The organism is Streptomyces sp. YJ-C3 (genome assembly GCF_053891275.1).
In genome coordinates, this window is record NZ_CM132685.1 from 3,805,205 (window position 1) to 3,828,797 (window position 23,593).

A 23,593-nucleotide genomic window follows, 5' to 3' on the forward strand; every position below is an offset into this window, starting at 1 on the left:
CTGACGCGTCACAGTCCCTGACAGGAGAACGCGGCCCATAGTTCGAGCGCTGCCGGATCTCCGTCGTTCAGGATGTCGGTCACCGCGCGTGGCATGTTCTCGGGGATCTCGCGGTGGGGGTCCAGCAACCACAGCTGGGTCTCGCGAAGGGCATGGACCGGCGGCGATCCTTTGCGCAGGCGGTCGTGGAAGACGTACATCATGAGGCCGGTGAGACCGTCGAGCACCTCCCAGCGGGAGCCCACGACCCCGGTGGCACCCGCCGCGAGGAAGGCGGTCGACAGGGTCAGGGCCTCGTCGAAGTCGCCGGTGGCGTGGTCGCTGACGCAGGCATCGAGGACCACCAGGCCGCCGGGGGCGCCGACCGGGCGGCCGCGGGCCTGCCGGAGGATCTCGTGGACGGGCAGCAGACCGGAACCGTCCTCGGGCGCGGCCAGCAGCAAGCAGGCGTCCAGTGGGGAGTTCCCCGACGGCCGCGCGTGGCAGGCCAGGTGGAGAACGGAGGCCCCGGCCCCCGTGCGACCCGGCAGCGCGGCCAGTACTTCCGCGGGCACACCGCGCCCGGCCGCGCGGCGCACCTTGCCGAGCAGTCTGCCGCGCGGATAGAGCGCCGCGTGCAGATGCCGCGCCTCGGTGGTGGCGCCGGGCAGGGAACCGTCCGGATTGCCCACGATCACCGGACCGGCGTCCAGCGGCAGCCGGGGACGGCCGAGCACCTCCAGCAACTGGCGTGAGGAGGCGGCGTAGGAGAGGGCGAGACGGTGGACGGCCCGGACCGGCGGGCCGCCGTGCCGCAGTCCGCTGCTCAGCAGGGCCGCGTGCCAGGGGACGCCGCCGAGATCGCCGAACGGCACCAGGATCAGATGGGGTTCGGGTCCCGCCTCCCTGATCAGCGGGGAGCGCACGAGCGGGGCCATCACCACCGTGCCCGCCCAGTCGCACAGCTCCTCCAGGGCGCCGTGCCAGCGTGCGTGCGCCGTCTTCCGTTCGGCCGGGGACGCGTCCCGGTCCAGCGTGGCCTGACGGTGCCGGTGGGCCTCCTGGTACGTCGCCAGGACATCGAGGGACTCGCGCCGCACCAGGCCGAGGTCGACAGTGCCGACGCGGGCATCGTGCGTGACGACGACCGCCCGGCCCGCGCTCCCGCCACCGGGCGGCAGCAGATACACCAGCGCGTGCGCGCCGGCCCGGTGCAGCGCGGCGGCGATCTCCTCGGCCGTGGGCGGCGACATCAACGCGGTGTTCACCCGCGACTTGGCGAGCGCGGCGAGCGTCCGCTGCCGCAGGTCGTCCGGGAGCGGCAGCTCGGCCCCCTCGTCGAGGGCGCCCAGCAGCGAGCCGGCCCCGGCCAGCAGGCTCCCCAGGTCGTTCGGCGTCGGTGCCCGGCCGCCGCCCTCCCACTCCTCGGCCAGATCCGCCCGGCCCGCCTCCCGCAGCAGAGCGGGCACGTCGGACGTGGTGGTGGAGGCGTGCAGCACCTGGCCGCGCCCCAGCTCCAACGCCTCGACCGCGCCGGGCAGATCGCCGTCCGCCAGACACCAGCGGGCGATGGTCAGGGCCCGTTCGGACGCCGTGCGGGCCATCTGCAGCGCCGGTTCGGCGGAGGCCTGGAGCAGGACGACGGTGGCCGCCTCGCGCAGCCCGGCGACCCCCGTGCGTCGCGCCGCCTCGTCGTCGCCGGAACCCGAACGGGCCCGCAGGACATCGGAGAGCACCTGGGCGAGCAGCGTCGCCAGCGGGGACGGCGGGCGGTCCGCGATCCGTTCCCGCGCGGCGCGCGCCAGCTCGACGGCCCGGTCGGCGTCCGCGGGCGCCCGACCGTGGGCGAACCGGGCGTGGCACAGGACCGCGTGCAGCGTGGTGGCGCGCAACCCCTCGGGACTGTCCGGCTCCACCGCGGCGAGGGTCTCCCGCACGAGCTTCTCCGCCGCCTCGACGCCCCGCTTGTTGTACGGCGCGAACGAGGTCATCAGCAGCGCGGCCGACGTGCGGAGCAACAGACGTGGCCGCTGCGGGTGTTGCCCGGGCATCGCCTCCACGCTCTCCGCCATGAGGGCGAGCCCGTCCACGCGGTCGCGCGGCGTGCCGCCGAAGAAGGAGTACAGCAGCAGCATCAGTCCGAGGTCCGCGTCGAGCTCCAGGCGACCCGGGTCGTCCTCGGGCACGGACGTCTGCAGTCGGCGCATGGCCTCGACCGCGGCCGCCATCCCGGAGCGGGACCGGGAGGCCGAGGCCAGCATGAACTGCATCTGGACCAGGCCGTGTTCGAGATACGGCAGATCCTGCCCGACCAGGTGCAGATCGGCGAAACCGGCCCGGTCGCCGCCGGCGACGACGGCGTTGACCTCCTGGATGTAGCGGGCCGCGGTCTGCAGGTCCTGGAGATCACCGCCCTCCTGGTAGCGCTGGTAGAGGCTGATGGACAGGTTCTGCAGGTACACGATCCGGTTCACGTCGTCGACGGCGGTCTGCCGGAACGCCGCCGTCAGATGCCGGATCGCCTCGTCCAGGTCGTCCGACGAATGGGACAGCGCATGACGCTGGCTGAGCGCGGCGGCGTACGCCCCGTGCGACTGCGAGCCGAAGCCGGGCGTTTGCGACGGTACCCGCATCGACTCGTTGAGCAGCGCGATCGTGCGGTCGACCCCCTCCAGGTCGACGTGGCCCTGGTCGCTGCGGACGATCCTGGCGTGCGCGAGCTGATTGAGCAGATCGCTGCGCATCGGATCGTCCGCCGGAATCAGCTCGACGGCCCGCTCCAGATGATGCAGGGCCTCGTCGTTGTCGTAGCGCGCGGGATGGTGCTCGCGCAGGGAGTTGAGCAGACAGCCCAGCAGGGCGTGGCTCGTCGGACGCAGCCCGTCGTCCTCGGCCAGGTCGTCGAGGGCCTCACGCAACAGCCCGACGGCCTGCTCGTTCTCCGGTGTCGGCAGGGAGCCGGGCCCGGCGGACTCGTCCCGTTCCGCGAGCGCGGCGCCCAGCATCGCCGTCGCCTGGGCCCGATACGGGCTCTCCGGATCCACCAGGCGTGACAGATCGCGCAGGCTCGCCAGGTACGCCGGACGGTCCGCGGGGCTGACGCGGCCGTCGCCGCGCTCCCGGTAGACGTCGACCAGGTGCGCGGCGGCGAAGATCCGCGCATGGTGCTCGTGCGGGAGGGTCGCGGCGAGCAGCTCCAGGTGCGCGACGGCCGACGCGCCGTCGGCGGTGTCCGCAGCCGGGTCGAGGAGCCGGATCAGCCGGACCCTGGCCTCGGTCTCCAGGTCGTCCGCCTCGTCGGCCCACGAGCCCGCCCCGTCCTCGGCGGGCACCCAGCCGACCGGGCGGAGCCCGTCGAGGACCGACTCCAGCGCGGCCCGCGCCCGCCGCATGTCCTCGGGATCCGCGTCGAGGTCGTACCGGTCGGCCAGCGCACAGCCGTACGCCACGATCAGTCCGGGGTGCGGCTCCTCGTCGAGCCGGGGCACGCCGTCGTCGAAGGCGGCGAGGGCCTCGACGAGGTCGGACGCGTCGGGCCCCGTCACCCGGTCCGCGGGCGGGGACGGCTCCGTCGCCGCGTCGTCCTCGGCGGCACGGGCGTCCTCGTACCGGGAGTGGAGCAGCAGACCGACGCGGACACAGGCCGTGGCGTACTCCGGATCGTCCGGGTGCAGCGTCGCCCGGGCCTCGGCCAGCAGCGGGATCGCCGTCTCGCGCGTCTGTGGCGGGTCGTGCACCTCGTACGCGTCCGCGTTGCCCCCGACGGCCTGCCAGTAGCCCACCGACAGGGTGAGACCCAGCAGGAACCGGCACCGGGCCAACTCCGCCGGGTCGACGGCGCCGCCCTGCCCCACCAGCAGTCCGTCGGCGCGCAGCAGCGCGTCGCGGGAGGAGCGCCAGGAGACCCCCGCCTCCTCGGGCCGGTCCTGCGCGTCGTGGAGTTCGAGCAACTGCTCCGCGTGGTCGAGGAGTTCGGCCGGTCCCGCCCCGGGCGCGAGGTCGGGCGGGCCGGCCGCCGCGGTGGGGGCGGTCATCGCGCGGCGCGCCGCGTGCGGCGCACGGCGAAGGTGCCCGCGTACAGACACAGCGGCAGGGCCAGCAGCAGGGCCGACCAGAACGCCGCATGCCCCCAGGTCCCGGCGAAGTCCGCGAACAGGCCGGAGAGGATCGGCCGGCTGACCGCCTCCGCGGGTTCGACCGGCGGTGGCCACAGGCCGAGCGCGGCCACCACGACGACGCAGACGCCGAGCAGCCGCCGCGCTCCTTCCGGAGACAGCAGGGCGGCCAGCGCACACGCCGCCGCGCAGACCAGCACGTACTGCGACTGGTAGGAGGCGCCTTCCTGCCCCGTTCCCCACGACGCGAGCGTCCGGTGTTCCCCGGTGAGCGCGACCCGCACCTCGACGGCGGCCCACAGCAGGGTGACCAGCGTCAGCAGGCCGGCCATGGCGAACAGCACACGGTCCCGGGTGCCGAGCTGCCCGGTGCGCCAGCGGCTCGGGTCCTGGTAAGGGTGCCGGGCCAGGCCGGCGCGGGCGCGCCGCTGCTCGGTCCGCTGTCGCCGCAGGCCGGCCTGCTGCTCCTCCGCGGCACGGGCCTCGGCCAGCCGGCCGCGGGCGAGGCGCAGGAGCACGACACAGACCAACGGGACGATCACCAGCGCCACGACGGCGTTCCAGCTGCGCCAGCCGCCCAACAGGGGGCGCAGGAACTCGGTCAGCCAGTCCGGGGCCCGCAGCACGTCGAGGGGCGGCAGGTCCGGGAGCGCGTGCCCGAGGTACCCGGTCAACGCCGCACCGGCCAGCAGCGGTCGCAGGGACAACCGCGCCGGAGCCACCGCGAAGGCCACGGCGAAGGCGAGGGCCACCGCGCACAACCCGGTCTGGGCCGCGGACGCGGCGTCGGCGGCGCGCGCGAGGGGCGCGGTCAGCCGGTCGGACGGGTCCATCGCGTCCCAGCCGAGCCCGGAGTCCGAGACGAACCGGAGCATCGCGCCCGACCAGATCAGCAGCAGGAACATCGTGAACAGCGCGGCGGCGGCGAACAGCCGTCGGACCAGCGGCCCCCGGGCGCCGCTCCACCACTCGGCGAACGTGACGTCGTGGTCCTGCCCGATGGCGTCGGCGCGCAGCGCCCGCGGCAGCAGCACGGCCGCGGCGACGAGGGCGGCCCGTCCCGGTACCGTCCGCGTGTCACCGCCCGCCGCCCGGCGCAGGAGATCCGCCCAGCCGCGCCGGAACCCGGCGTCCTCGGAACCACGGCGCAGCGCGGCACCCGCACGGTGCCGCAGCGCGCCCAGCCGGACCAGGACGGCGAGCACGACCGCCGGTGCCCTCGCGAGCAGCACGGCGAGCGGACGAGGCAGTCCGGTCAGCGGCAGGAGCGCCTGGCCGCGCCGCCCCGGGTCCACGATCAGCGCGGCGGCCAGCCCGTACGCGGCGTCTCTCTCGCGCTGGTCGAGACGGCCGTCGCCGCCCCCGCGCCGGCCCACGGACCGGGCCCGGGAGCGTACGTCCTCGATGGTGCGGGGCAGTTCGTCGGCGAGAGCGAGCAGCACCGCGCAGCGCCGCTCGCCGCAATCGGGATGGGCGCAGTCGAAACCGGCCGCGATGATCGGCACGTTCGCCTTGAGCAGCTCGTCGAGGAACGCGACCGCGCCCTGCCCCTGGGCGATGCGGGCGATGCCCTCGGCGTCCACGCGCCGGCCCCGGTACTGCGGGGTGGCCGAGGGAGCGAAGACCGCGACGAAGGAGAGCGCCGCCACGGCGGCCCGCGTCGCCTTGTCCGGACCGCGGCCGAGCCCGAGCAACTGGCCGCTGTCGAAGGAGGTGTCCTCCAGTTCGTCGCGCAGCCAGGTGGCGAGCCGGGACCCGTCCGGGCCCGCCAGCCAGTCCGCGGCCTCCGTGGAGTGCTGCGCCATGGCGGCGGCCAGACTCTCCGCCTCGTGGTGCGCGGTGCCACGGAAGGTGATGGGCCGGTTGGCGTGGCGGGCGCCCGGTGCGGTGTCGGGGGCGTCGGGCCGGATCACGGGCGGGTTCTCGCCCCGGAGCCAGCGGCGGACCTCGGCCGCGGTCCAGCGGTCGTCGGGGTCCTTGGTGAGCAGGCCCTGGAGCAGCAGGTTCTGCCGGGCGTCCGTGACGGCCGTCAGGTCGACCTCGTGGTTGACGATCAGCTTCCTGGTCCAGGCCTCGTCGGTGATCCGGGCGTCGTCGCCGAGGACGTAGAGCGGGCGGCCGGTGAACACCTGGTAGAGGACGAGGCCGACAGTCCACCACGGGGTGGCCTTGAGGTTCTGGTTGACGATCTGCTCGGGCGCCATGTACAGGGCCGTGATCTGGAAGTCGTGGTAGCTCTGGCTGGCGGTGAACCGGGCGACTCCGCCGAAGTCCGCGACGACGAACTGGGACCGGTCCCCGCCACCGCCCCGGCGCTGCCGGACGAGGATGTTCGCCGGTTTCAGGTCGAGGGGGTTCCGGTCGATCCGGGACTGCCAGAAGTCGAGCAGGTCGGTGAGCTCGCGCACCGTCCGTTCCGTGTGCGCCCGGTTCTCGCGCGGTTTCCCGTCCCGCAGCCGCCGGGTGAGGTGGTCCTCGAACGTGGTCGGCAGATACTCCATCGCGACCCAGCCACATACGACGGGTCCGACCGCGACCTCCCCGAACTCGTGGATCCGGGGCACGTGGCGGCGGAAATCGGGGGTCGCCAGGTGTTCCAGCGTGTCCAGGTCCATGGACTGGCCCGGGTGCGCGACCTTCACCGCGGCGTCGGTGCCGTCGGCGAGGCGTCGCACGTGCCAGACGGTGCCCTCGCTGCCGACACCGGCGACGTTGTGGGGCTCGTACCGGTCGAGCAGGCCCTGGGGGAAGTCGGACCGGGCGGCGTTTGCCGTCTCACGGCGCGTGGGCGGATCGGTGCCGGGCCGGCCGGCGCGGGTGGGAGCCTCGGGATTCTGCAGGCGGGTGCGGGGGCTGGGAACCGCTGCCGGGTCGTCCTGGCGCCGGGTCTGCTCCGGCTGTGCGTCGTCGGCGGGCCGGGCGCCGCGCTGCAGGCGTGTCGGCGGGCTCGGGGGAGCGGCGGAGGGCCGCTGCTTGCGGGTCCGCGGGCTCGGCTGTCTGCGGGTCGGCGGGCTGGGCTGCTTGCGGGGCGGGCCGGCGGGGTGCGCCGGTGTCTCGTCGGAGTCGTCGGCCATGAGGGGTCCTCGAAGGTTTCCAAGTCCTGCGCGTACTACAGGACTTCTTGCGAAAGGCGTCGGTTCGGCCGGTGAGCGCCACAGGGCGTCGTACGGCTCAGCGGGGCAAGCCGAACTCGTCGAGCTCGACGAGGCTGATGTCCACGGCCTCCGGGGGCTGCGCCAGTTGGACGCGGTGGGTGCCGGGCCACAGCTGGACGGGGCGGGTGAGGCGCTCGCCGTCGACGAACGTGCCGTTGGACGAGCCCCTGTCGGCGAGATAGAGCCGGCCCGCGTCCCAGTACACCTCGGCGTGGACCCGGGACACCTGGTCCAGCGCGGCCAGTCCCGGCACATGGGCGCAGTCGGGGGAGTCCCGCCCGAGCGGGGTGGGCCCGCGCTCCGCGGCGCGTACGGGGACGAGGACCTCGGCCACCAGGAGGGCGAGACTCGGGGCGGCCGGGACGGACCCGGTAGCCCGGCCCGTCGCCGACTGCAGGCGCGTGGCGGGCGCGGGAGCACCGGGACGGCTGTCGGGCTGCGGGGGGACGGACCCCGGTCCGGCGGGCCGGGACTCCCGGCCGGGTGCGTCGGCTCCTCGGCTCGGAGCGTCGCGCTCGGAGCCCGGCCCGGACGTCGCGGCGCCCTGCCGGTCGCCCTCCTCATCGACCGTCAGATACTGCCGCTCAGGCACGAGTTGCTCCCACTCGTGGATCCGGCAGTAGCCGCGGCGCGGTGACGTCGGACAGTCGTCGGGCGTCACCGGGCAGCGATAGCGGGTGGTCACGGTCGCCATGTGTTCTCCCGGAAGGTCAGGCCCTGAGTGGTCAAGTCGCTTTCCAGTGAGCTCAGTTCACCTGGCCTGGGTACGCCGATGATGTGCACGGCATCCTCCGTGACCTGTATCTGCAGTTCGGGATGGTCGGTGCGTCGGTCGAGATGGGGTCCGTAACGGCGTCGGCCCCGTGCGGTGCGCGGCGTCAGCCGCTGGTTGGCCGAGCCGCGCCACACCAGACGCGTCGGCTCGCCCGCGCGGTACCGACCGGTGACGACGGCGTCCGCGTGCCGGAGCGCGAGCACGGCCGACGGCGAGGCGGCGATCTCGGTCTCCTCCCATCCCGTGTACACGAGCAGGTCGGCCTCGGCCCGGCCCACGTCGCGACGCACCCGGTCCGCCGTGTCCAGCAGCGCGCCCAGCGCCTCCGGCTGCTCCAGAGGCTCACCGCCGCTCACCGTCAGCCCGTCGTAACCGTCGGCCAGAGCGCGCTGCCAGACGCGCGCCAGCCGCTCCACGGTGACGTCGTGGCCACCGCCGGGGTCCCAGGTGTGCCGGGACATACAGCCCGCGCAGGCGAGGGGACAGCCCTGTACCCACAGCCCCAGGCGTCGCCCCGGGCCCAGCGCGGTGATCGGACCGAGCACCTGCGACACCCGCAGCGTCGGCACCGCCGGTGCGTCCCTCATGTCCCTCGCCGTACCTTCACCGCGTACGCGTCACCCTCGCCGTCCACCGCCTCCACCTCGAGCCGGTCGCCGGGCCGGGCCGGCTGGTGGAACAGCTCGCGCGACAGCGGATTGACCAGCGCGGACTCGACGGCCGTCACCACTCCGCGGCCGCCGTGGTCGAGACGCCGCGTGGCCTCCACCCGCAGGACCTCCCACGGGTCGTCGGCCACCGTGAGGTCCGCGCCGTGCACCTCTTTGATCCGGGCGGTCACGGAGGCCAGCGCCTTGTTGAGGATCGGCGGTACCGAGTCGGGCTGGATGAAGTCCATGGCGACGAAACTGTCGCCGAACCGGTTGCGCAGTTCGGGCCGGCCGATGTGATCGTTGAAGAAGGTGTCGAAAGCCGCGCGCAGCGCCTCGCGGACGTCCTCCGGCTTGTCGTGCCGGCTGAGCCGGGGCCCCTGCCCGGCCTTCTCCTTCCCGGGGTCCTCCGGACCGTCCCCGCTGCCGTCGCCGCCGCCCGCTTTCGCATCCCGACGGTTCTTCGGCCGGATCACCTCCGCGGACACGCCCAGGTTCGACGTGAAGATCAGCACGCATTCGGTGAAGTGCACCGTGGCCCCCTGCCCGTCGGTGAGCCGACCGTCCTCCAGGATCTGCAGGAACAGGTCGAACAGCCGCGGGTGGGCCTTGTCGATCTCGTCGAAGAGCAGCACGCTCATCGGGTGCGCGCGCACGGCGTTGGTCAGTTCGCCGCCCGCGCTGTGTCCGACGAAGCCGGGCGGCGCGCCGATCAGCCGGTCCCTGGCGTGCTCCTCGGCGAACTCGCTCATGTCGAACCGGATCGGCCGGGCGTCCTCACCGAGGATCATCTTGGCGACGCCCTTGGCGAGTTCGGTCTTGCCGACACCGGTGGGCCCGGACAGGAAGAGGGTGCCGCGGGGCCGGCTGGGCGAACTCGACGACTGGGCGCCGGTGAGCCCGGCCGCCGAGCGCATGAAGATCTCGATGGTCCGCCGTACCGCGTGCGGCTGGCCGATGACCTCGGCGTTGAGATACGCCTCGCCGTTGAGGATGTTCTCGCGCACGGCCTGGGTCGCCCACGGGTTGTCGAGCACCCCCACCCGGTACAGCCTGGCGGCTTCGTCGAGGCGGGCGAGCGGCAGTCCCCGGTCGGCGGCCATGCGGCCGACGGCCAGGATCTCGCCTACTCCCATCCCGTGCGAGGACCGGGTCAGCGCCTCGGCCGCCTGGTCCCGCTCCTCCCGCGTCGCCGGTGCGACCGCCGTGCCGTCCTTCGCCGTCCTGCGTCCGGCCAGCCGCTCGACGACGAACCGGCCGGCCGCGCGGCGCTGGTCGTGCGGCGGCTCGGGCACACTGATCACGCGCAACGCCCGGCTGCCGATGGCGAATTCGAGCGGCAGTTCCTCCTGCTTCTCGACCACCCAGAAGATGGTGTTGTACGGAGTCACGCCCCCGGTGCCGCGCACCGGCCGCGCCGTGTGGCCCAGCTCCTCGACCGTGGCCAGCAGCCGCGCGGCCTCACCGGCGACCGGGCCGCGCGGCGACCCCAGGCGGGCCGTGTACGGGATGATCAGGCCGATCGCGGGCCCCGTGTGCCGGACCGTGCCGATCATGATCTCCCGGATGCGCGCGATGCCCGCCTCGACGTCGTCGCCGTCGTCCGCATCGTCGGTATCGGCCGCGCCGTTGTGCTCCTCGCGCTCCCGCGCCTCGCGTTCGTGATCGGTGCGGGCGTCCTCCTCGGCCATGCGGCGCAGCGCGGGCGGGAAGGCGAACGGATCGTTGGTCAGCCGCCAGGCGAGCACCCGGTCGTCGACCAGGCTCTGCCGGGCCAGGGCGCCGTATCCCCGGGTGCGGCACAGCGACTCGACGACCTCCTCCAGGCTGTACGGGGTGGGCGGCCCGTCCGGTTCGGGTGCCGCCACGCCGCCTTCGCCCTCCTCGGGCAGGAGGAACACATCGCGGACGTTGCCGGTCAGCAGGATCTGCGGATAGACGGTCAGGGCCATGTCCAGCTCGCGGATCCAGGCGGGCGCCAGAGCCGGGGCCTCAGGTGCGGACGACCCGCGCTCCTTCCCGAACATCCCTGCGGTCTCAGCGTTCACGCCACTGCTCCTGCCCGTATGCCGCGGACCGCGGGGTCTTCCGCTTCTTCTTGGGGCGCTGCTTCGGCTGGGCCGACGCGTTCGCCGAGGCCGTCTCCTCCGTGCCCTCCGCCGCGTGGTCGGGGGAGCTCTCCGCGTCGGGCCACGAACCGTCGGGCAGCACCGCGGTGGGGCGCACGCCCGGCGGCAGCGTCATCGTCCGGGCCAGCTCGACGCCCTGTCGGCGCACCGCGTCCTCGATGCCGGGCAACTGCTCGTCGCAGAACCAGCGTTGGACCTGATCGTCCACCTCGGCCGTGGCGCCGGTCCGGGCCACCAGTACCGTGTTGAGGCCCGGCCGGTCCGGCGTCAGGGCCACTCGCACCCCGTAGTTGTCGGACGCGGTGGTCCCGCCGTCCGCTCCGTCGGCGGCCGTGCCGAGCGGCACGACGACGCTCCCCTCGTCCGTCAGCAGGTCGGCGAAGTCGTCGCCGACGGCGTACCCCCGCGTGCGCAGCGCGTCCATCACGGTGCCGGCGACCGTGGCGCGGTGCCGGGCGGTCTCCGCCTGTGCCACGGCCCAGTCCACCTCCCGTTCCAGATGGGACGGATCGGGCGACTCGGTGATCGCCGCCGACAGCCGGTCCCGGTCCTCGGGCGCGGCATCCTCCAGACGGTCGAGCAGCCGCGCCCGCACCGCGGACCGCCGGGCCGCGTCGCGCTGGCGCTGGGTCGACCTGTGCACGAGCACGCCGAGATCGTGGAAGAGCGTCCGGGCCTCGTCCGCGCCGCGCGCCTGACGCAGCGCCTCAAGACGTCGGGCGAACACCGGCAGGTCGTCCGGCTCGCAGGACGCGCCGTCACGGCTCAGCAGCGCCTCGGCCTGCGCCACGGCGGCGTCCCGCGCGCGCGAGGCGTGTTCCCCGTCGGCGGCGCGGGCCGCGGGAGCGGCGGCCGGACGTGTGGCGGGCCGGGGCGCAGCCGTTCGCCGGCTCCCTCGGCTCCTGTCGGCGGACGTGTCGGTCGACGTGGCCCAGACGTCGGCGGCGGCCCGGCTGAGTTCGGACTCCGCGCGCGCGTTGATGTCGCGGGCCGACGCCAGGGCGGCGGCCAACTCCGTGGAGTCGGCGGAACCGGAGGCGGAGACGATGTGCACGTCGACCTTGGCCGTGCCGTACGCGCGACGCAGAGACCTGGCCTGCCCCCGCAGGTTCCGCGACCGGGCGGTCTCCTGCGCCAGTTGGGCACGCAGCTCCCTGCGCCGTTCCGCCTCGCGATCGACGTAGGTCCACTCATAGGCCGCGGAATTGCTCACAGACCCCCCTATGGCGCGGTCGCACCGGGAGGGCCCTGGTTCCGCGCATCTGCCGGCTGACGGCGTGCACCTACTCCCTCGGGCGCTGCCTCCTGCCCATGATGCCTCACACGGCGCATCCGCGACCGGGCTTCGGGAATCCCAACACCCCTCCCGGACAAGGCTGTTACGGTGCGGGCGACGACGGCGAGAGGAGGTGTCCACGTGCCCTTCCTGGCGGACGCGATCGAAGCGATCGAGGAGAACTGGGAGGAACTGTCCGGGCTGCTGGACGCGGCCGGACGCGCCGAGCTCCTCGAGATCGTCGAGGACGCGGAATCGGCCCCGGAGATCGCCGCGGACGAACTGCGCGACCTCATCAAGCCGCTGCTCGCGCCCGGCCACCCGGTACGCGACGCCCTGACCCCGTCGGGCGTGCGCTACCACCCGGTGTCGGGAACCGCGCAGGAGCGCCCTCAACTCCTCGAATCCTTCCGGAAACTGAGGACGCGTCTGCTGGCGACGGGAATCCTGGAGACCGGCGGCGTCGCCCTGCCGTACGAGATGAGCGCGGTGGAGCCGGCGGCCGAACCCGCGTACCGTCCCGACGCCGACGACGCCTGGATCCTCGCGGCACCCTCGTTCCCCGTCACCTTGGTGGAGCTTCCCCCGGGCCAGGCCGACCAGTTGATCGTGCTGACCGTCGAGAACGAGGTGGACCGGGTCCCCGCCTTCCAGCTGGCCGAGCGGTCGGGCGCTCCGTACCCGGTCGTCATCGAGATCAACAGGCTCCTGTCGGCCGACGAGGATCCCTGGGGCGCCGCCGACTGGTGGCTGGGGGCCAATGTGTGGTTGGGCGCCGCGCCCGCGACCCTGCTGGGCACCGGGGTGGACCATGCGCTGCTGTCCGCCGCACGAGCCGAGATCCCGGAGTGGTGAGTACGTGCCCGACGTCATGATTCCCGCCCCCGCCGTCCGGGCCGAGCCGCACCGGTACGTTCTTCCGGCCGGCACCGAGCTGTGGCGCGTGCACGCGGCGCACCGTGCGGCCACCGAGTTCAAGGGCGTACCGGCCGACCTGCACTGGGGCGGCGGGCGCTTCTGTCACATCCGCGACGGGCTCAGCCCCGACACGCTGCCTTTCCTCTACGCCGGGCTGACCCCGTTGACGGCGGTCTGCGAAACCCTGGCCCGCGACCTGCTGCCGCGTGCGGACGGCCGACGGCGCATCACGCAGCCCCGTGTGCGGGGCAGGGCGCTGTCGAAGGTCGTCGCCGCCGTCGACCTGCCGCTGGTCGACCTGACGGACAATGCCGGTCTGGCCGCGGTCCATCAGGACATCTGGCTCGTCCAAGCAGCGGCTCCCGACTATCCGCGCACCCGCCGCTGGGGTTCCTGGATCCGGGGCCAGGCCCCCTGGGCCGTGGGCATGCGCTGGCCGTCACGCCAGGATTCTGGACTGCTCTCCGGCGAGGTCGTCGCCCTGTACGGACACCATGACAACGGCCAGCACCTGCTCCGGCCGTCCGCCGATCCATCGGTGGACCTCGATTCCCCGGCAGGGCGTGACTACCTGAACGAGCTGCTGAAACCGTTGCGGATCCGGGTCGAAGCCGCGCGCAAGCGGTCCCAGGCGTGACAGGTCCGCAACCGCTGGTCAGCAGTGGGACACCTGCTGTCCGCAGGCGGCCCCGGCCGGTCTTCTAGCGTTCCTCTGACTCGGCTCGCTTTGACACGATCTAGGCCCCGGTCAGCCGAGGCAGGAGGGAAGCGGTCGAGAGCCGGACGACGAGTTCCGGTTCGTGCAGGAGTTCGTGCGGGATGGGGCTGTCGCCGGAGATCTGGTTGGCGAGGAGGGTGACGGCTGCCCGGGACATGGCCTCGATCGGCTGTCGCAGGGTGGTCAGTGGCGGGTCCGTGTAGTTCATGAAGGCGGAGTCGTCGAAGCCGACGATCGACAGGTCGTCGGGGACGTGCAGGCCCACGCGCCGGGCGGCCCGGATGGCGCCGAGGGCCAGGACGTCGCTGCCGCAGATCAGTGCGGTGATGTCCTGGGAGAGCAGTTCGGAGGCGACGGCCTGGCCGCCCTCGAAGGAGAACAGGGCGTTGCCGACCGGGTGGTTGCCCCGGGCGTTCGCGGTGAGGGCTTCGAACGCGGCGACCTTGCGGCGGGACGGCATGTGGTGGCCGGGGCCGACCATGAGACCGATGTCGGTGTGCCCCATGGCGGTGAGGTGGGCGAAGGCCTGGCGGACGGCGGCGGTGTCGTCGGTGCTGACGCTGGGGAAGCCGGGGTAGTCGACCGCGGCGTTGAGCAGGACGACAGGGACCTTCCGCTGCAGCAGCGCCTGGTGTTCGTCCTCGGTCAGGCCACCGCAGAAGATGACACCCGCGACCTGTTGGTCGAGGAGCATGGAGACGTACTCGGCCTCGGTGAGACCGCCGGCGGTGCGGGTGCACAGGACGGGCGTGAACCCGAGCTGGACGAGGGCGCCGCCGGCGATCTCGGCTATCGCGGGGAATATGGGGTTCTGCAGCTCGGGCAGGACGATGCCGACCAGACGCGCCCGTGCCGCACGCAGGTGCGTGGGGCGCTCGTAGCCCAGGACGTCGAGTGCCGTGAGGACGGCTTGTCGCGTGCTGTCCGACACTCCTGGTTTCTCGTTCAGGACGCGACTGACGGTTGCTTCACTGACGCCCACTCGGCGGGCTACTTCTGCGAGCTTGCGGGCCATGGGCGGAGTGTATCCGCACGTCAGTGATGTGGGTCGCGGCGTGAGTCACAGTGGATCAAAGGGAGAGACCCGGTCGTACGGCCCCGGGCGTGCCAGGGACGGGCGCACGACCGGGGCCGGGGGCTTCGGTGTTCAGAAGCCGCTGTTGCCGCTTCCCCGGGTGAGGGTGAAGGAGGGGGAGTTGTTGAGCAGCCCGCCCGTCTTCGCGGTGACGCTGGTGTTCGAGACGGTCATGCCGCCGGTGACGTTGTTGAGGTCGAAGCCGTAGGTGCCGGCATTGGTGATCGTGTCGTGGTCGAGGGTCAGGTTGCTGATCTGCTTGGCATAGCTGAGCAGGACGCCCTGGTACGTGCTGTCCTTGATGGTGTTGCCGTCGACGTGGACGGGCTGGGTGATGTCGGCGGTGTTCGCGTAGATCCACAGGGCGCCGATCGTGGTGGCCCAGTTGATGTGATACGAACCGCAGCGGGTGAGGAGGTTGTCCTCGACGTAGGTGGGGGCGCTGAAGCCCTGCCCGAAGTACGTGCTGATGGTGATGCCGGAGCCGAAGGCGACCGTGTCGCTGACGGAGTTGTTCTCCACGGTGTTGTCACCGCCGCCGTAGACGCCGATGCCGTTGGCCTGGATGGGGAGTTGCACGGTGTTGTGGGAGACCGTGCTGTGGGTGACGTTGCCGTCCTCGGTGTCCAGCGCGATCGTGTCGTCGCCGGTGTTGCGTACGTGGGACTGCTCGACGCGGGTGTTGGTGGAGCCGCCGTGGACGTGGAGGCCGTCGGCGAAGACGTTGCGCACGCGGACCCCGGAGACGAGCAGGCCGGTGCCGGGCCGTGCCCACAGGCCGACCTTGGTGTGCTCCATCCACACGTTGGAGATCAACGAGCCGGAGGCGAAGCTGCCCTCGATGGCGGCGGCACCGGAGTCGTTGTTGCGGGAGGTCTGGTCGCCGAAGACGGACAGGTCGGCGATCTGGACCCGGCCACCGGTGGAGAAGAGGCCGCCCGCTCCGTTCTCCGCGCTGGACGTGAGGGTGGTGTACCAGGGGCCCGCGCCGCGCAGCGAGACACCGGACAGGTTGATCCGGCCGGAGATCGTGTACGTGCCCGTGGGCAGCCACAGTCCCTTGCCGGCGCTCGCGGCGCTGCTCAGCGCCGAGTTGAGGGCGCTGGTCATGTCGGTCGAGCCGGGCTTCACGCCGTAGTCGGCGGCGGAGACGTACCCCGCCGGCATCGTGGCGGCGGCGTCGACGAGCTCGGTGTCGACGACGTCGACGGTGTACGAGGCGGCCGTGGAAGAGGCGTCCTTCTGCAGCTTGAGGACGGTACCGGCGGGCCACGTCGTCGAGTTGAGGTAGCGCACCTCGTCGAAGTAGTGGTGACCGGTGGAGTCCCCGGCATTGCCGGGCGTGTTGGTGTCGTAGTAGCCGGCGCCGTACAGCCACGAGAACTTGTTGGTGGTCTGCAGGTCCGTGACCTTGGTGGAGCCCGCGTACAGGGACAGCGGGGCGGTGGTGACGGAGCCGCTCGCGGTGTCGGGGATCGAGTAGCGCACGACGACGGCGTTCGCCGGCTCGGTCAGGGTGATCTGCACGTACTGGCCGGTGGCGGTGAGCTTCACCGCGCTGCGGCCGGTGGACTCGGCGGACAGGCTCGGGTAGCTCGTGCTGACGGCCAGCTTGGTGCCGTTGGTGGTGGCGTCGGCCGCGCGGTACTCGGTGTAGGGCAGGGCGGCGCCCTGGGTGGGCAGCGCGCTGCCGCCGTCGACCGAGACGCTGTCCACGGAGACGTTGCCGCTGTCGCCGGAATCGTTCTGCAGGCCGATCAGGTTCAGGCCGCCGCGCAGCTTGGCGTTGACGGTGACGTAGGCCCAGGTGCCCGTGGCCGGCAGGGACAGCTGGCTGGAGCGGACCCCGTTCACGTAGAGCGAGAGGGTCTGCGGGGAGCTGGTGGTGTTGCGGTAGGTGGCCGCGACCGGATAGGTGCCGGCCGAGGGTACGGCGGTGTCGATCACGGTCTGGGCGCCCTGGGCGGTGAAGCCGGTGAGGTAGCCGCTGCCGCTGAACCCCGACAGGGACGTGGCGGAGGTGGGACCGCCGGTGGCGAAGGCGGTCTCCGCCTCGTAGACCTTGCCCGGAGCGGTGCCGCCTCCGCTGCCGGGCGGCGGCTCGGTGGAGCCGGACGCCACGGTGATGTCGTCCAGGTTGACGTTGCCGCTGTCGGAGGAGTCGAAGCGGTAGGCGACGGTGTTGGAGCCGGACTTCAGGGTGAGTGACTCCGTGCGGGTGGCCCAGGTGTTCCAGTCGGAGGTCGCCGGGAGTGACGTGGTCAGGGCCTTGCTGCCGTTGACGTACACCGACAGCGTCTTGGCGGACCCGGTGCCGTTGGCGTAGCGCAGCACCACGTCGGTGGCTCCGGCGGCGCTCGCGGTGACGGTGAAGGTGGTGGCCGCAGAGCCCTTGTTGGCGTCCGTGTAGCCGCCCACGTATCCGCTGCCCTGGTAGCCGGGGTGCTCGGTCTCGGTGAGGGTTCCACCGGTCAACGCCGCGGACTCGGCCTCGTACTGGCCGGCGGGTGGGGCGGGAGCCGCCTCCAGCGCGAGCGCGTCGATGTTCACGTTGCCGCTGTCGGAGGAGCCGAAGGCGTAGGCGATCTTGTTGCTGCCGGCGGTGAGGTTCACCGGGCTCGCCACGGTGGTCCAGGTGTTCCAGTCGGCGGTGGCCGGCAGGGAGACGGTGCCGACCTTGGTGCCGCGGACGGAGAGGGACAGCGTCTGCGTGCTGCCCGTGCCGTTCGCGTACCGGAGGGTGGAGGTGTAGGCGCCCGCGGTGCTCGCGGTGACGGTGAACGTGGTGGTGGCGGTGCCCTTGGCGGAGTCGGTGTACCCGCCGACGAAGCCGCTGCCGGTGAAGCCCGTGTGGTCGCTCTGGACGACGGCGCCCCCGCTGAGGGCGGCCGATTCGGCTTGGTAGGTGGTGGAGGCGGCCACGGCCGGGGTGCCGCGCCAGCCGAGTGCGGCGCACAGCACGGCCAGGATCGTGCCCACGAGAAGGAGGCGGGGTCTGGCGCGCTCCAGGCGGAGCACGGAGCCGAATTGAGACATGGGAATCTCCCACGAGTGAGGAGCGGGTGAGTGACGCGCACCGTAACGGCGGGGTGATGACCGGGCAATGCGTGTGGACATCCGCGAATTCCACCGACGTGCCGCACGAAATCCGTTGCGCTCCTTGCGGGCCCTCAAGTACCGCGCGAATGAAGGGAGTTCAGGCATCCGGTGCGTTGAATGCGCGGAACGGAATTACGTTCGGACGGTTGTGTTCTTGCTCTGCATCTTGCGTGCTCCCGGTGAGGGGGCAAGGGCGGCTCCGGGGGTGTCGGGCCAGCTCAGCGTGGGCGCGAATGCTTGGCATCGCTGATGGACGCACCGCGGCGGCCGGTGCGGCGGCGGCTCGCTGCGGGACGCACGTCGGGTTCTTGCGTACGGTTTCGTCGACAAATTTCTCGGTGGTTCGCAGGTGTTATTGATGCTTTGCGCATCCAGGTTTGTGTATTGCTCGGCGTTCTCGTGGCCCGTAACTTGTGCGTCACCTCGACGGGCCGCGAACCGACACAGGGCCCACACCCACTTCACCCTCAGGGACGATCCATGACCGCAATACCGGCGGGCAGAAACACCCGCGTCGGCATCGCCGTGGCCGCGATGGCCGCACTCGGCCTCGTTGTGAGCGGCTGCGGAGCCTCCAACGACGAGTCCGGAGACCCCAACGGCAGGATCACCATCACGGTGAACGACATGCCGGCCAAGACCGACCCGGTCAACCGCAAGATCTTCCTGCAGGACGTCGCCGCGTTCGAGAAGGCCAACCCGAAGATCCACGTCGTGCCGCACGAGGGCCAGATGGATCCCCAGACGTTCTCCGCCAAGCTCGCCGGAGGCCAGCTGGAGAACGCCTACTACGTCTACCTCACCGACCCGGCCGGCATCATCGCCAAGCACCAGGCGGCCGACATCACCGACTTCCTCAAGGACTATCCCGAGGCCCAGCAGGTCAAGCCCGAACTGCGCAAGGTCTTCCAGGACGAGGCCGGACGCACCTACGGCGTCACCGAAGGCAACTACTCCATGGGGCTGGTGTACAACCGCACCCTGTTCAAGAAAGCGGGCCTGGACCCCGACAAGCCGCCCACCACCTGGGACGAGGTCCGCGCCGACGCGAAGAAGATCGCCGCCCTCGGCAAGGGCGTCACCGGCTACGGCGACTACAGCAAGTCCAACACGGGCGGCTGGCACTTCACCGCCGAGATGTACTCGCGCGGCGGCGACGTCGCCGAGCAGCAGTCCGACGGGACGTGGAAGGCCGACTTCGACAACGCCACCGGCCGCGCGGTCCTCCAGCAGCTGCACGACATGCGCTGGACCGACAACTCCATGGGGCAGCGCCAACTCCTCGAATGGGCCGACCTGTTGCAGATGATGGGCTCGGGCAAGCTGGGCATGTACCTGGCCACCTCCGACAACATCACCACCATCGCCGCGCAGTACAAGGGCGACCCGAAGGAGTACGGCCTCGGCCCCATGCCGGAGGGCAAGGGCACCCTGGCCGGCGGTGGCGGGTTCATGTTCAACCCGAAGAACACCGCGGCGCAGACCAAGGCCGCTCTCGCCTGGATCATGTTCAAGTACGAGAACCCGGACCGGATCACGCTCGGCCAGAAGCGCGCCGCCGACCACGACCAGCCCGTCGGCCTGCCCGAGCCCAACATCTGGGCCGGTGCCGCGCAGAAGACCAAGGCGGCGGCCGACAAGAAGTACGCGAACCAGCCCGTCGCCAACTACGCGCCGTTCGCCGCCTCGATCGGCAAGGTTCCGCTGAAGCTGGAACCGCCGCAGGCACAGAAGGTCTATGCCGTGCTGGACACCGCCATGGCCAAGGTCCTCACGCAGAAGGGCGCCGACATCGACAAGCTCCTCGAGGACGCCTCGAAGCAGGTCGACTCGCTGCTCGCCGCCCAGCAGTAGCGGCCCGTACGTCACTGACAGGGCCGTGCCGCCGCCCTGACCCGCGGCACGGCCCCCGCGGATCCACCACCAGCGCACCCGATGTGTCCGACCCGAACAGCCCTGAACAGCCCTGAACAGCCCTGAACCACCCTGAACCACAAGGAGAACCCATGGCGACGTCCCTCGCGCCGCGTCGCAGCGAGGTCCACCCGCCCGCGCCCGCCGACATCGCGGCCGGCCCGCCCGGCCGGTGGCCCCATCTGCGCCGACGGATCACGGACAACGTCTGGGCCTACGGCTTCCTCACGGCAGGGATCCTCAGCTTCGCCTACTTCTCCTGGTACCCGCTGGTCCGCGGCATCGTCCTCAGCTTCCAGCGGGACAACCTCATCACCGACCCGCAGTGGATCGGCCTCGGCAACTACCGCACCCTGTTCGCCGACCCGCTGTTCTGGACCGCGTGGAAGAACACCGCCGAGTTCACCGGCCTCGCCCTGGTCTTCGGCTACGCGATGCCGTTCGTCATCGCGGTCCTCCTCAACGAACTGCGCCACTTCAAGGCCTATTTCCGCATCGCCGTGTACCTGCCGGTGATGCTGCCGCCGATCGTCAGCGTCATGCTCTGGCAGTACTTCTACGATCCGGGGCAGGGCCTCTTCAACACCCTCCTGCACGGCGCGCACCTGCCCACGTCGCAGTGGGTGCAGTCCCCGCACACGGCGATGATCTCCCTCGTCCTCGTCTCGACCTGGGCGAACATGGGCGGAGCCACGCTGATGTACCTCGCCGCGCTGCAGTCCATCCCCGGCGAGCTGTACGAGGCCGCCGAACTGGACGGGGCCGGCATGTGGGCCCGGCTGCGCCACGTCACCGTCCCGCAGATGCGGTTCGTGATGCTGGTCCTGCTGCTGCTCCAGATCATCTCGACGATGCAGGTGTTCATCGAGCCGTTCCAGATGACCGGGTTCACCAACCCCTCGACCATCACCGTGATGACGCTGATCTACCGCTACGCCTTCGCCGTCAACAACGACTTCGGCCTGGCCGCCGCGATGAGCGTCCTCCTCTTCGTCGTACTCGCCGTCTTCGCCGCCGTCTACCTGCGCCTGACCCGCGACGGCGACCAGGGCTGAGGGAGAAACACATGTCCAGGGCCACCCCCTCCGCCGAGCCGGCGCAGCGCAGCCTGATCTCCGCCAAGGAGCTCGCACGCCCCCGCAACCGGCGTCTCTACTACGCGATCCTCACGCTCACGGTGCTCGCCTTCGCGGCCGCGTTCCTCTACCCGCTGTACTGGATGGCCAGTGCCGCGCTGGAGACACCCCGGCAGTTCGCCGAGCAGACTCCGACCCTGCTGCCCGAGTCCGTCCACCTCAGCGCCTACAAGGACGCCTGGACACAGATGGACATCGCCCACTTCTTCCTGAACACCGTGTACTACGCGGCCGGGGGCTGGGCCATCCAGATGGCGGTCGACGTCTGTGCCGCGTACGCGCTGTCGAAACTGCGCCCGGCCTTCGGCAACATCGTCTTCGCCGGCATGCTCGCCAGCCTCATGCTCCCGGCCGCGGCGCTCCTCGTGCCCGCCTACCTGACGGTCAACGACCTGCCGCTGCTCCACCTCAACCTCATCAACACCCCCTGGGTGCTGTGGCTGCCCGGCGCGGCCAACGCCTTCAACATCTACGTGCTGCGGCGCTTCTTCGACCAGATCCCCACCGACATCCTCGACGCCGCGGCCATCGACGGCGCCTCCCGCCTCCAGGTGCTGCTGCGCATCGTGCTGCCCCTGTCCCGCCCCGTGCTGGCCGTGGTCTCGATCTTCTCGGTCGTCGGTATGTGGAAGGACTTCCTGTGGCCGCTGCTGGTCCTGCAGGACCCGGACAAGCAGACGCTGTCCGTCGCCCTGCACCGGCTGTCCACGTCCACCACCCAGGTCCCGCCCACCGAGATGATCGCCGGTCTGGCCATCGCCGCCGTCCCGATGATCGTGCTGTTCCTCTTCTTCCAGCGCCACATCATCAGCGGCCTGTCCGCCGGCGCCCTCAAGGGATGACCCGCACCCGACGCCCCGGCAGCCGCGGGCACACCCCCGGGCTGTCCCGGTCGCGTGGGCACATCCCGGGCCGCTCCGGCGCGCGGGCACACCTCAGACCTCCCACACCTCATCCGCACTTTGCATCCAAGGAGTCTGCTCCGTGGTCCGATCCGCCGACGCCCACGACGAGTGGTGGCGCCACGCCGTCATCTACCAGGTCTACCCGCGCTCGTTCGCCGATGCCGACGGCGACGGCGTCGGCGACCTCGCCGGTGTCCGCCGACACCTGCCCTACCTGGCCGAACTCGGCGTCAACGCCCTCTGGTTCAGCCCCTGGTACGCCTCGCCGCAGGCCGACGCCGGCTACGACGTCGCCGACTACCGGCGCATCGACGCCGCCTTCGGGGACCTGGCGGAGGCCGAGGCCCTCATCGCCGAAGCGCATGACCTGGGCCTGCGCATCATCGTCGACATCGTTCCCAATCACGTGTCCGACCAGCACGCCTGGTTCAAGGAGGCCGTCGCCGCGGCGCCCGGCGCCGAGGCCCGCGACCTGTTCTGGTTCCGGCCCGGCCGGGGCGAGGACGGCGAACTGCCGCCCAACGACTGGCAGTCCGTCTTCGGCGGCCCCGCGTGGACACGCGTCACCCACCCGGACGGAACGCCGGGGGAGTGGTACCTGCACCTCTTCGCGCCCGAGCAGCCCGACGTGAACTGGAACAACCCGAAGGTCCGCGAGGAGCACGAGGACGTCCTCAGGTTCTGGTTCGACCGCGGGGCCGACGGCGTACGCATCGACTCGGCCACCATGCCCGCCAAGGACCCCGCCCTGCCCGACTTCGACGCGGACGCGACACCGCCCGACCACCCCTACATCGACCGGGACGACGTCCACTCCATCTATCGCTCCTGGCGCGCCATCGCCGACGGCTACCGGCCGGCCCGGGCTCTCATCGGCGAGGTCTGGCTCGCCGACCCCGAACGCTTCGCCCGCTACCTGCGCAGCGACGAGATGCACACCGCCTTCAACTTCGACTACCTCAACAGCCCCTGGGAGCCGGGCGCCCTGCGCACCGTCATCCAGGACACCCTCGACGCCCACGCCGGCGTGGGCGCCTCGCCCACCTGGGTGCTCTCCAACCACGACGTGACGCGGCACGTCACCCGTTACGGCCGCGCGGACTCCTCGTACGGGCACGCGCTGCGCCAGCACGGCACCCCCACCGACCTCGCCCTCGGCACCCGCCGGGCCCGCGCGGCCCTGCTCCTCGCCCTGGCCCTGCCGGGTGCGCACTACCTGTACCAGGGGGAGGAACTGGGCCTGGGGGAGGTCGAGGACATTCCCGCCGGGCTGCGGCAGGACCCGATCTTCCACCGCACCGCGGGCCGGGACATCGGCCGCGACGGATGCCGCGTCCCCCTGCCCTGGTCGGGCCAGGAGCCGCCGTTCGGATTCAGCCCCACCGCCACGGCGCGGACCTGGCTGCCCCAGCCCGCGGACTGGGCCGGCCTCACCGTCGAGGCCCAGCAGGCCGACCCCGACTCCATGCTCGCCTTCTACCGGGGCGCGCTCGCGGCCCGCCACCACCACGCCGCGAGCCTGCGCGGCGACGGCTTCCGCTGGCTCGACGCGGACCCACACGTCCTCGCCTTCCAGCGCGACGCGGGCCTCGTCTGCGTCACCAACCTGTCCGCCGCCGAACAGCCCCTGCCGCCCCACAGCGACGTCCTCCTCAGCAGCGCGACCGGCGCCGCCTCCTCCGACCGCACGGTGGCTCCCGACACCACGGTCTGGCTGCGCACCGGATGACACCGCACGCCGTCGGGGCC

Annotated in this window: 14 protein-coding genes; 6 read left to right on the forward strand and 8 right to left on the reverse strand. The window is 72.0% G+C overall.

The window, feature by feature from the left end; translation table 11 throughout:
• Positions 1–8: 8 nt before the first annotated feature.
• The 6 genes from ACVHNB_RS16750 to ACVHNB_RS16775 form a co-directional block, all read right to left on the reverse strand.
• Positions 9–4,013 carry a CHAT domain-containing protein gene (locus ACVHNB_RS16750; protein WP_456228478.1) on the reverse strand — a complete coding sequence of 1,335 codons (4,005 nt, stop codon included), beginning with the start codon at positions 4,011–4,013 and terminating at the stop codon, positions 9–11.
• Positions 4,010–7,168 carry a protein kinase domain-containing protein gene (locus ACVHNB_RS16755; RefSeq protein WP_456228479.1) on the reverse strand — a complete coding sequence of 1,053 codons (3,159 nt, stop codon included), beginning with the start codon at positions 7,166–7,168 and terminating at the stop codon, positions 4,010–4,012. The genes ACVHNB_RS16750 and ACVHNB_RS16755 overlap by 4 nt, the downstream gene beginning before the upstream one ends.
• A 97-nt stretch (positions 7,169–7,265) precedes the next feature.
• On the reverse strand, positions 7,266–7,943 hold the full coding sequence (locus tag ACVHNB_RS16760; protein WP_428950351.1) for an FHA domain-containing protein: 678 nt from the start codon (positions 7,941–7,943) through the stop codon (positions 7,266–7,268).
• Positions 7,931–8,611, reverse strand: coding sequence for a 4Fe-4S single cluster domain-containing protein (locus ACVHNB_RS16765; protein WP_456228480.1), 681 nt, complete (start codon positions 8,609–8,611; stop codon positions 7,931–7,933). Before ACVHNB_RS16765 ends, ACVHNB_RS16760 begins: the two co-directional genes overlap by 13 nt.
• Positions 8,608–10,722: an AAA family ATPase gene (locus ACVHNB_RS16770; protein ID WP_456228481.1), complete on the reverse strand. Its 2,115-nt coding sequence runs from the start codon at positions 10,720–10,722 to the stop codon at positions 8,608–8,610. The genes ACVHNB_RS16765 and ACVHNB_RS16770 overlap by 4 nt, the downstream gene beginning before the upstream one ends.
• Positions 10,712–12,016, reverse strand: a complete 1,305-nt coding sequence (locus ACVHNB_RS16775; protein WP_456228482.1) for a hypothetical protein — start codon at positions 12,014–12,016, stop codon at positions 10,712–10,714. Before ACVHNB_RS16775 ends, ACVHNB_RS16770 begins: the two co-directional genes overlap by 11 nt.
• A gap of 204 nt (positions 12,017–12,220) precedes the next feature.
• Between ACVHNB_RS16775 and ACVHNB_RS16780 the strand changes: the two genes are divergently transcribed.
• Together ACVHNB_RS16780 and ACVHNB_RS16785 are read left to right on the forward strand one after the other, a co-directional pair.
• Positions 12,221–12,934 carry a hypothetical protein gene (locus tag ACVHNB_RS16780; protein WP_456228483.1) on the forward strand — a complete coding sequence of 238 codons (714 nt, stop codon included), beginning with the start codon at positions 12,221–12,223 and terminating at the stop codon, positions 12,932–12,934.
• Positions 12,935–12,938: 4 nt separating this feature from the next.
• Positions 12,939–13,634: an RES family NAD+ phosphorylase gene (locus ACVHNB_RS16785; protein ID WP_428950346.1), complete on the forward strand. Its 696-nt coding sequence runs from the start codon at positions 12,939–12,941 to the stop codon at positions 13,632–13,634.
• A 100-nt stretch (positions 13,635–13,734) separates the two neighbouring features.
• On the opposite strand, the gene ACVHNB_RS16790 is transcribed toward ACVHNB_RS16785, so the two are convergent.
• Both ACVHNB_RS16790 and ACVHNB_RS16795 read right to left on the reverse strand, forming a co-directional pair.
• Positions 13,735–14,730, reverse strand: coding sequence for a LacI family DNA-binding transcriptional regulator (locus ACVHNB_RS16790; RefSeq protein WP_428950345.1), 996 nt, complete (start codon positions 14,728–14,730; stop codon positions 13,735–13,737).
• Between the two features lie 132 nt (positions 14,731–14,862).
• Entirely contained in the window at positions 14,863–17,826 is a 2,964-nt protein-coding gene (locus ACVHNB_RS16795; protein ID WP_456228484.1) for a CBM35 domain-containing protein, read from the reverse strand.
• A gap of 543 nt (positions 17,827–18,369) precedes the next feature.
• Between ACVHNB_RS16795 and ACVHNB_RS16800 the strand changes: the two genes are divergently transcribed.
• The 4 genes from ACVHNB_RS16800 (at position 18,370) to ACVHNB_RS16815 (ending at position 23,573) form a co-directional block, all read left to right on the forward strand.
• Positions 18,370–19,743 carry an ABC transporter substrate-binding protein gene (locus ACVHNB_RS16800; protein WP_428950343.1) on the forward strand — a complete coding sequence of 458 codons (1,374 nt, stop codon included), beginning with the start codon at positions 18,370–18,372 and terminating at the stop codon, positions 19,741–19,743.
• 152 nt (positions 19,744–19,895) lie between these two features.
• Positions 19,896–20,858 (forward strand): carbohydrate ABC transporter permease, encoded by a 963-nt coding sequence (locus tag ACVHNB_RS16805; protein WP_456228485.1) that lies wholly within the window; start codon positions 19,896–19,898, stop codon positions 20,856–20,858.
• An 11-nt stretch (positions 20,859–20,869) separates the two neighbouring features.
• Positions 20,870–21,781, forward strand: a complete 912-nt coding sequence (locus ACVHNB_RS16810) for a carbohydrate ABC transporter permease (protein WP_456228486.1) — start codon at positions 20,870–20,872, stop codon at positions 21,779–21,781.
• Positions 21,782–21,923: 142 nt separating this feature from the next.
• Positions 21,924–23,573: a glycoside hydrolase family 13 protein gene (locus ACVHNB_RS16815; protein WP_456228487.1), complete on the forward strand. Its 1,650-nt coding sequence runs from the start codon at positions 21,924–21,926 to the stop codon at positions 23,571–23,573.
• Positions 23,574–23,593 lie beyond the last annotated feature (20 nt).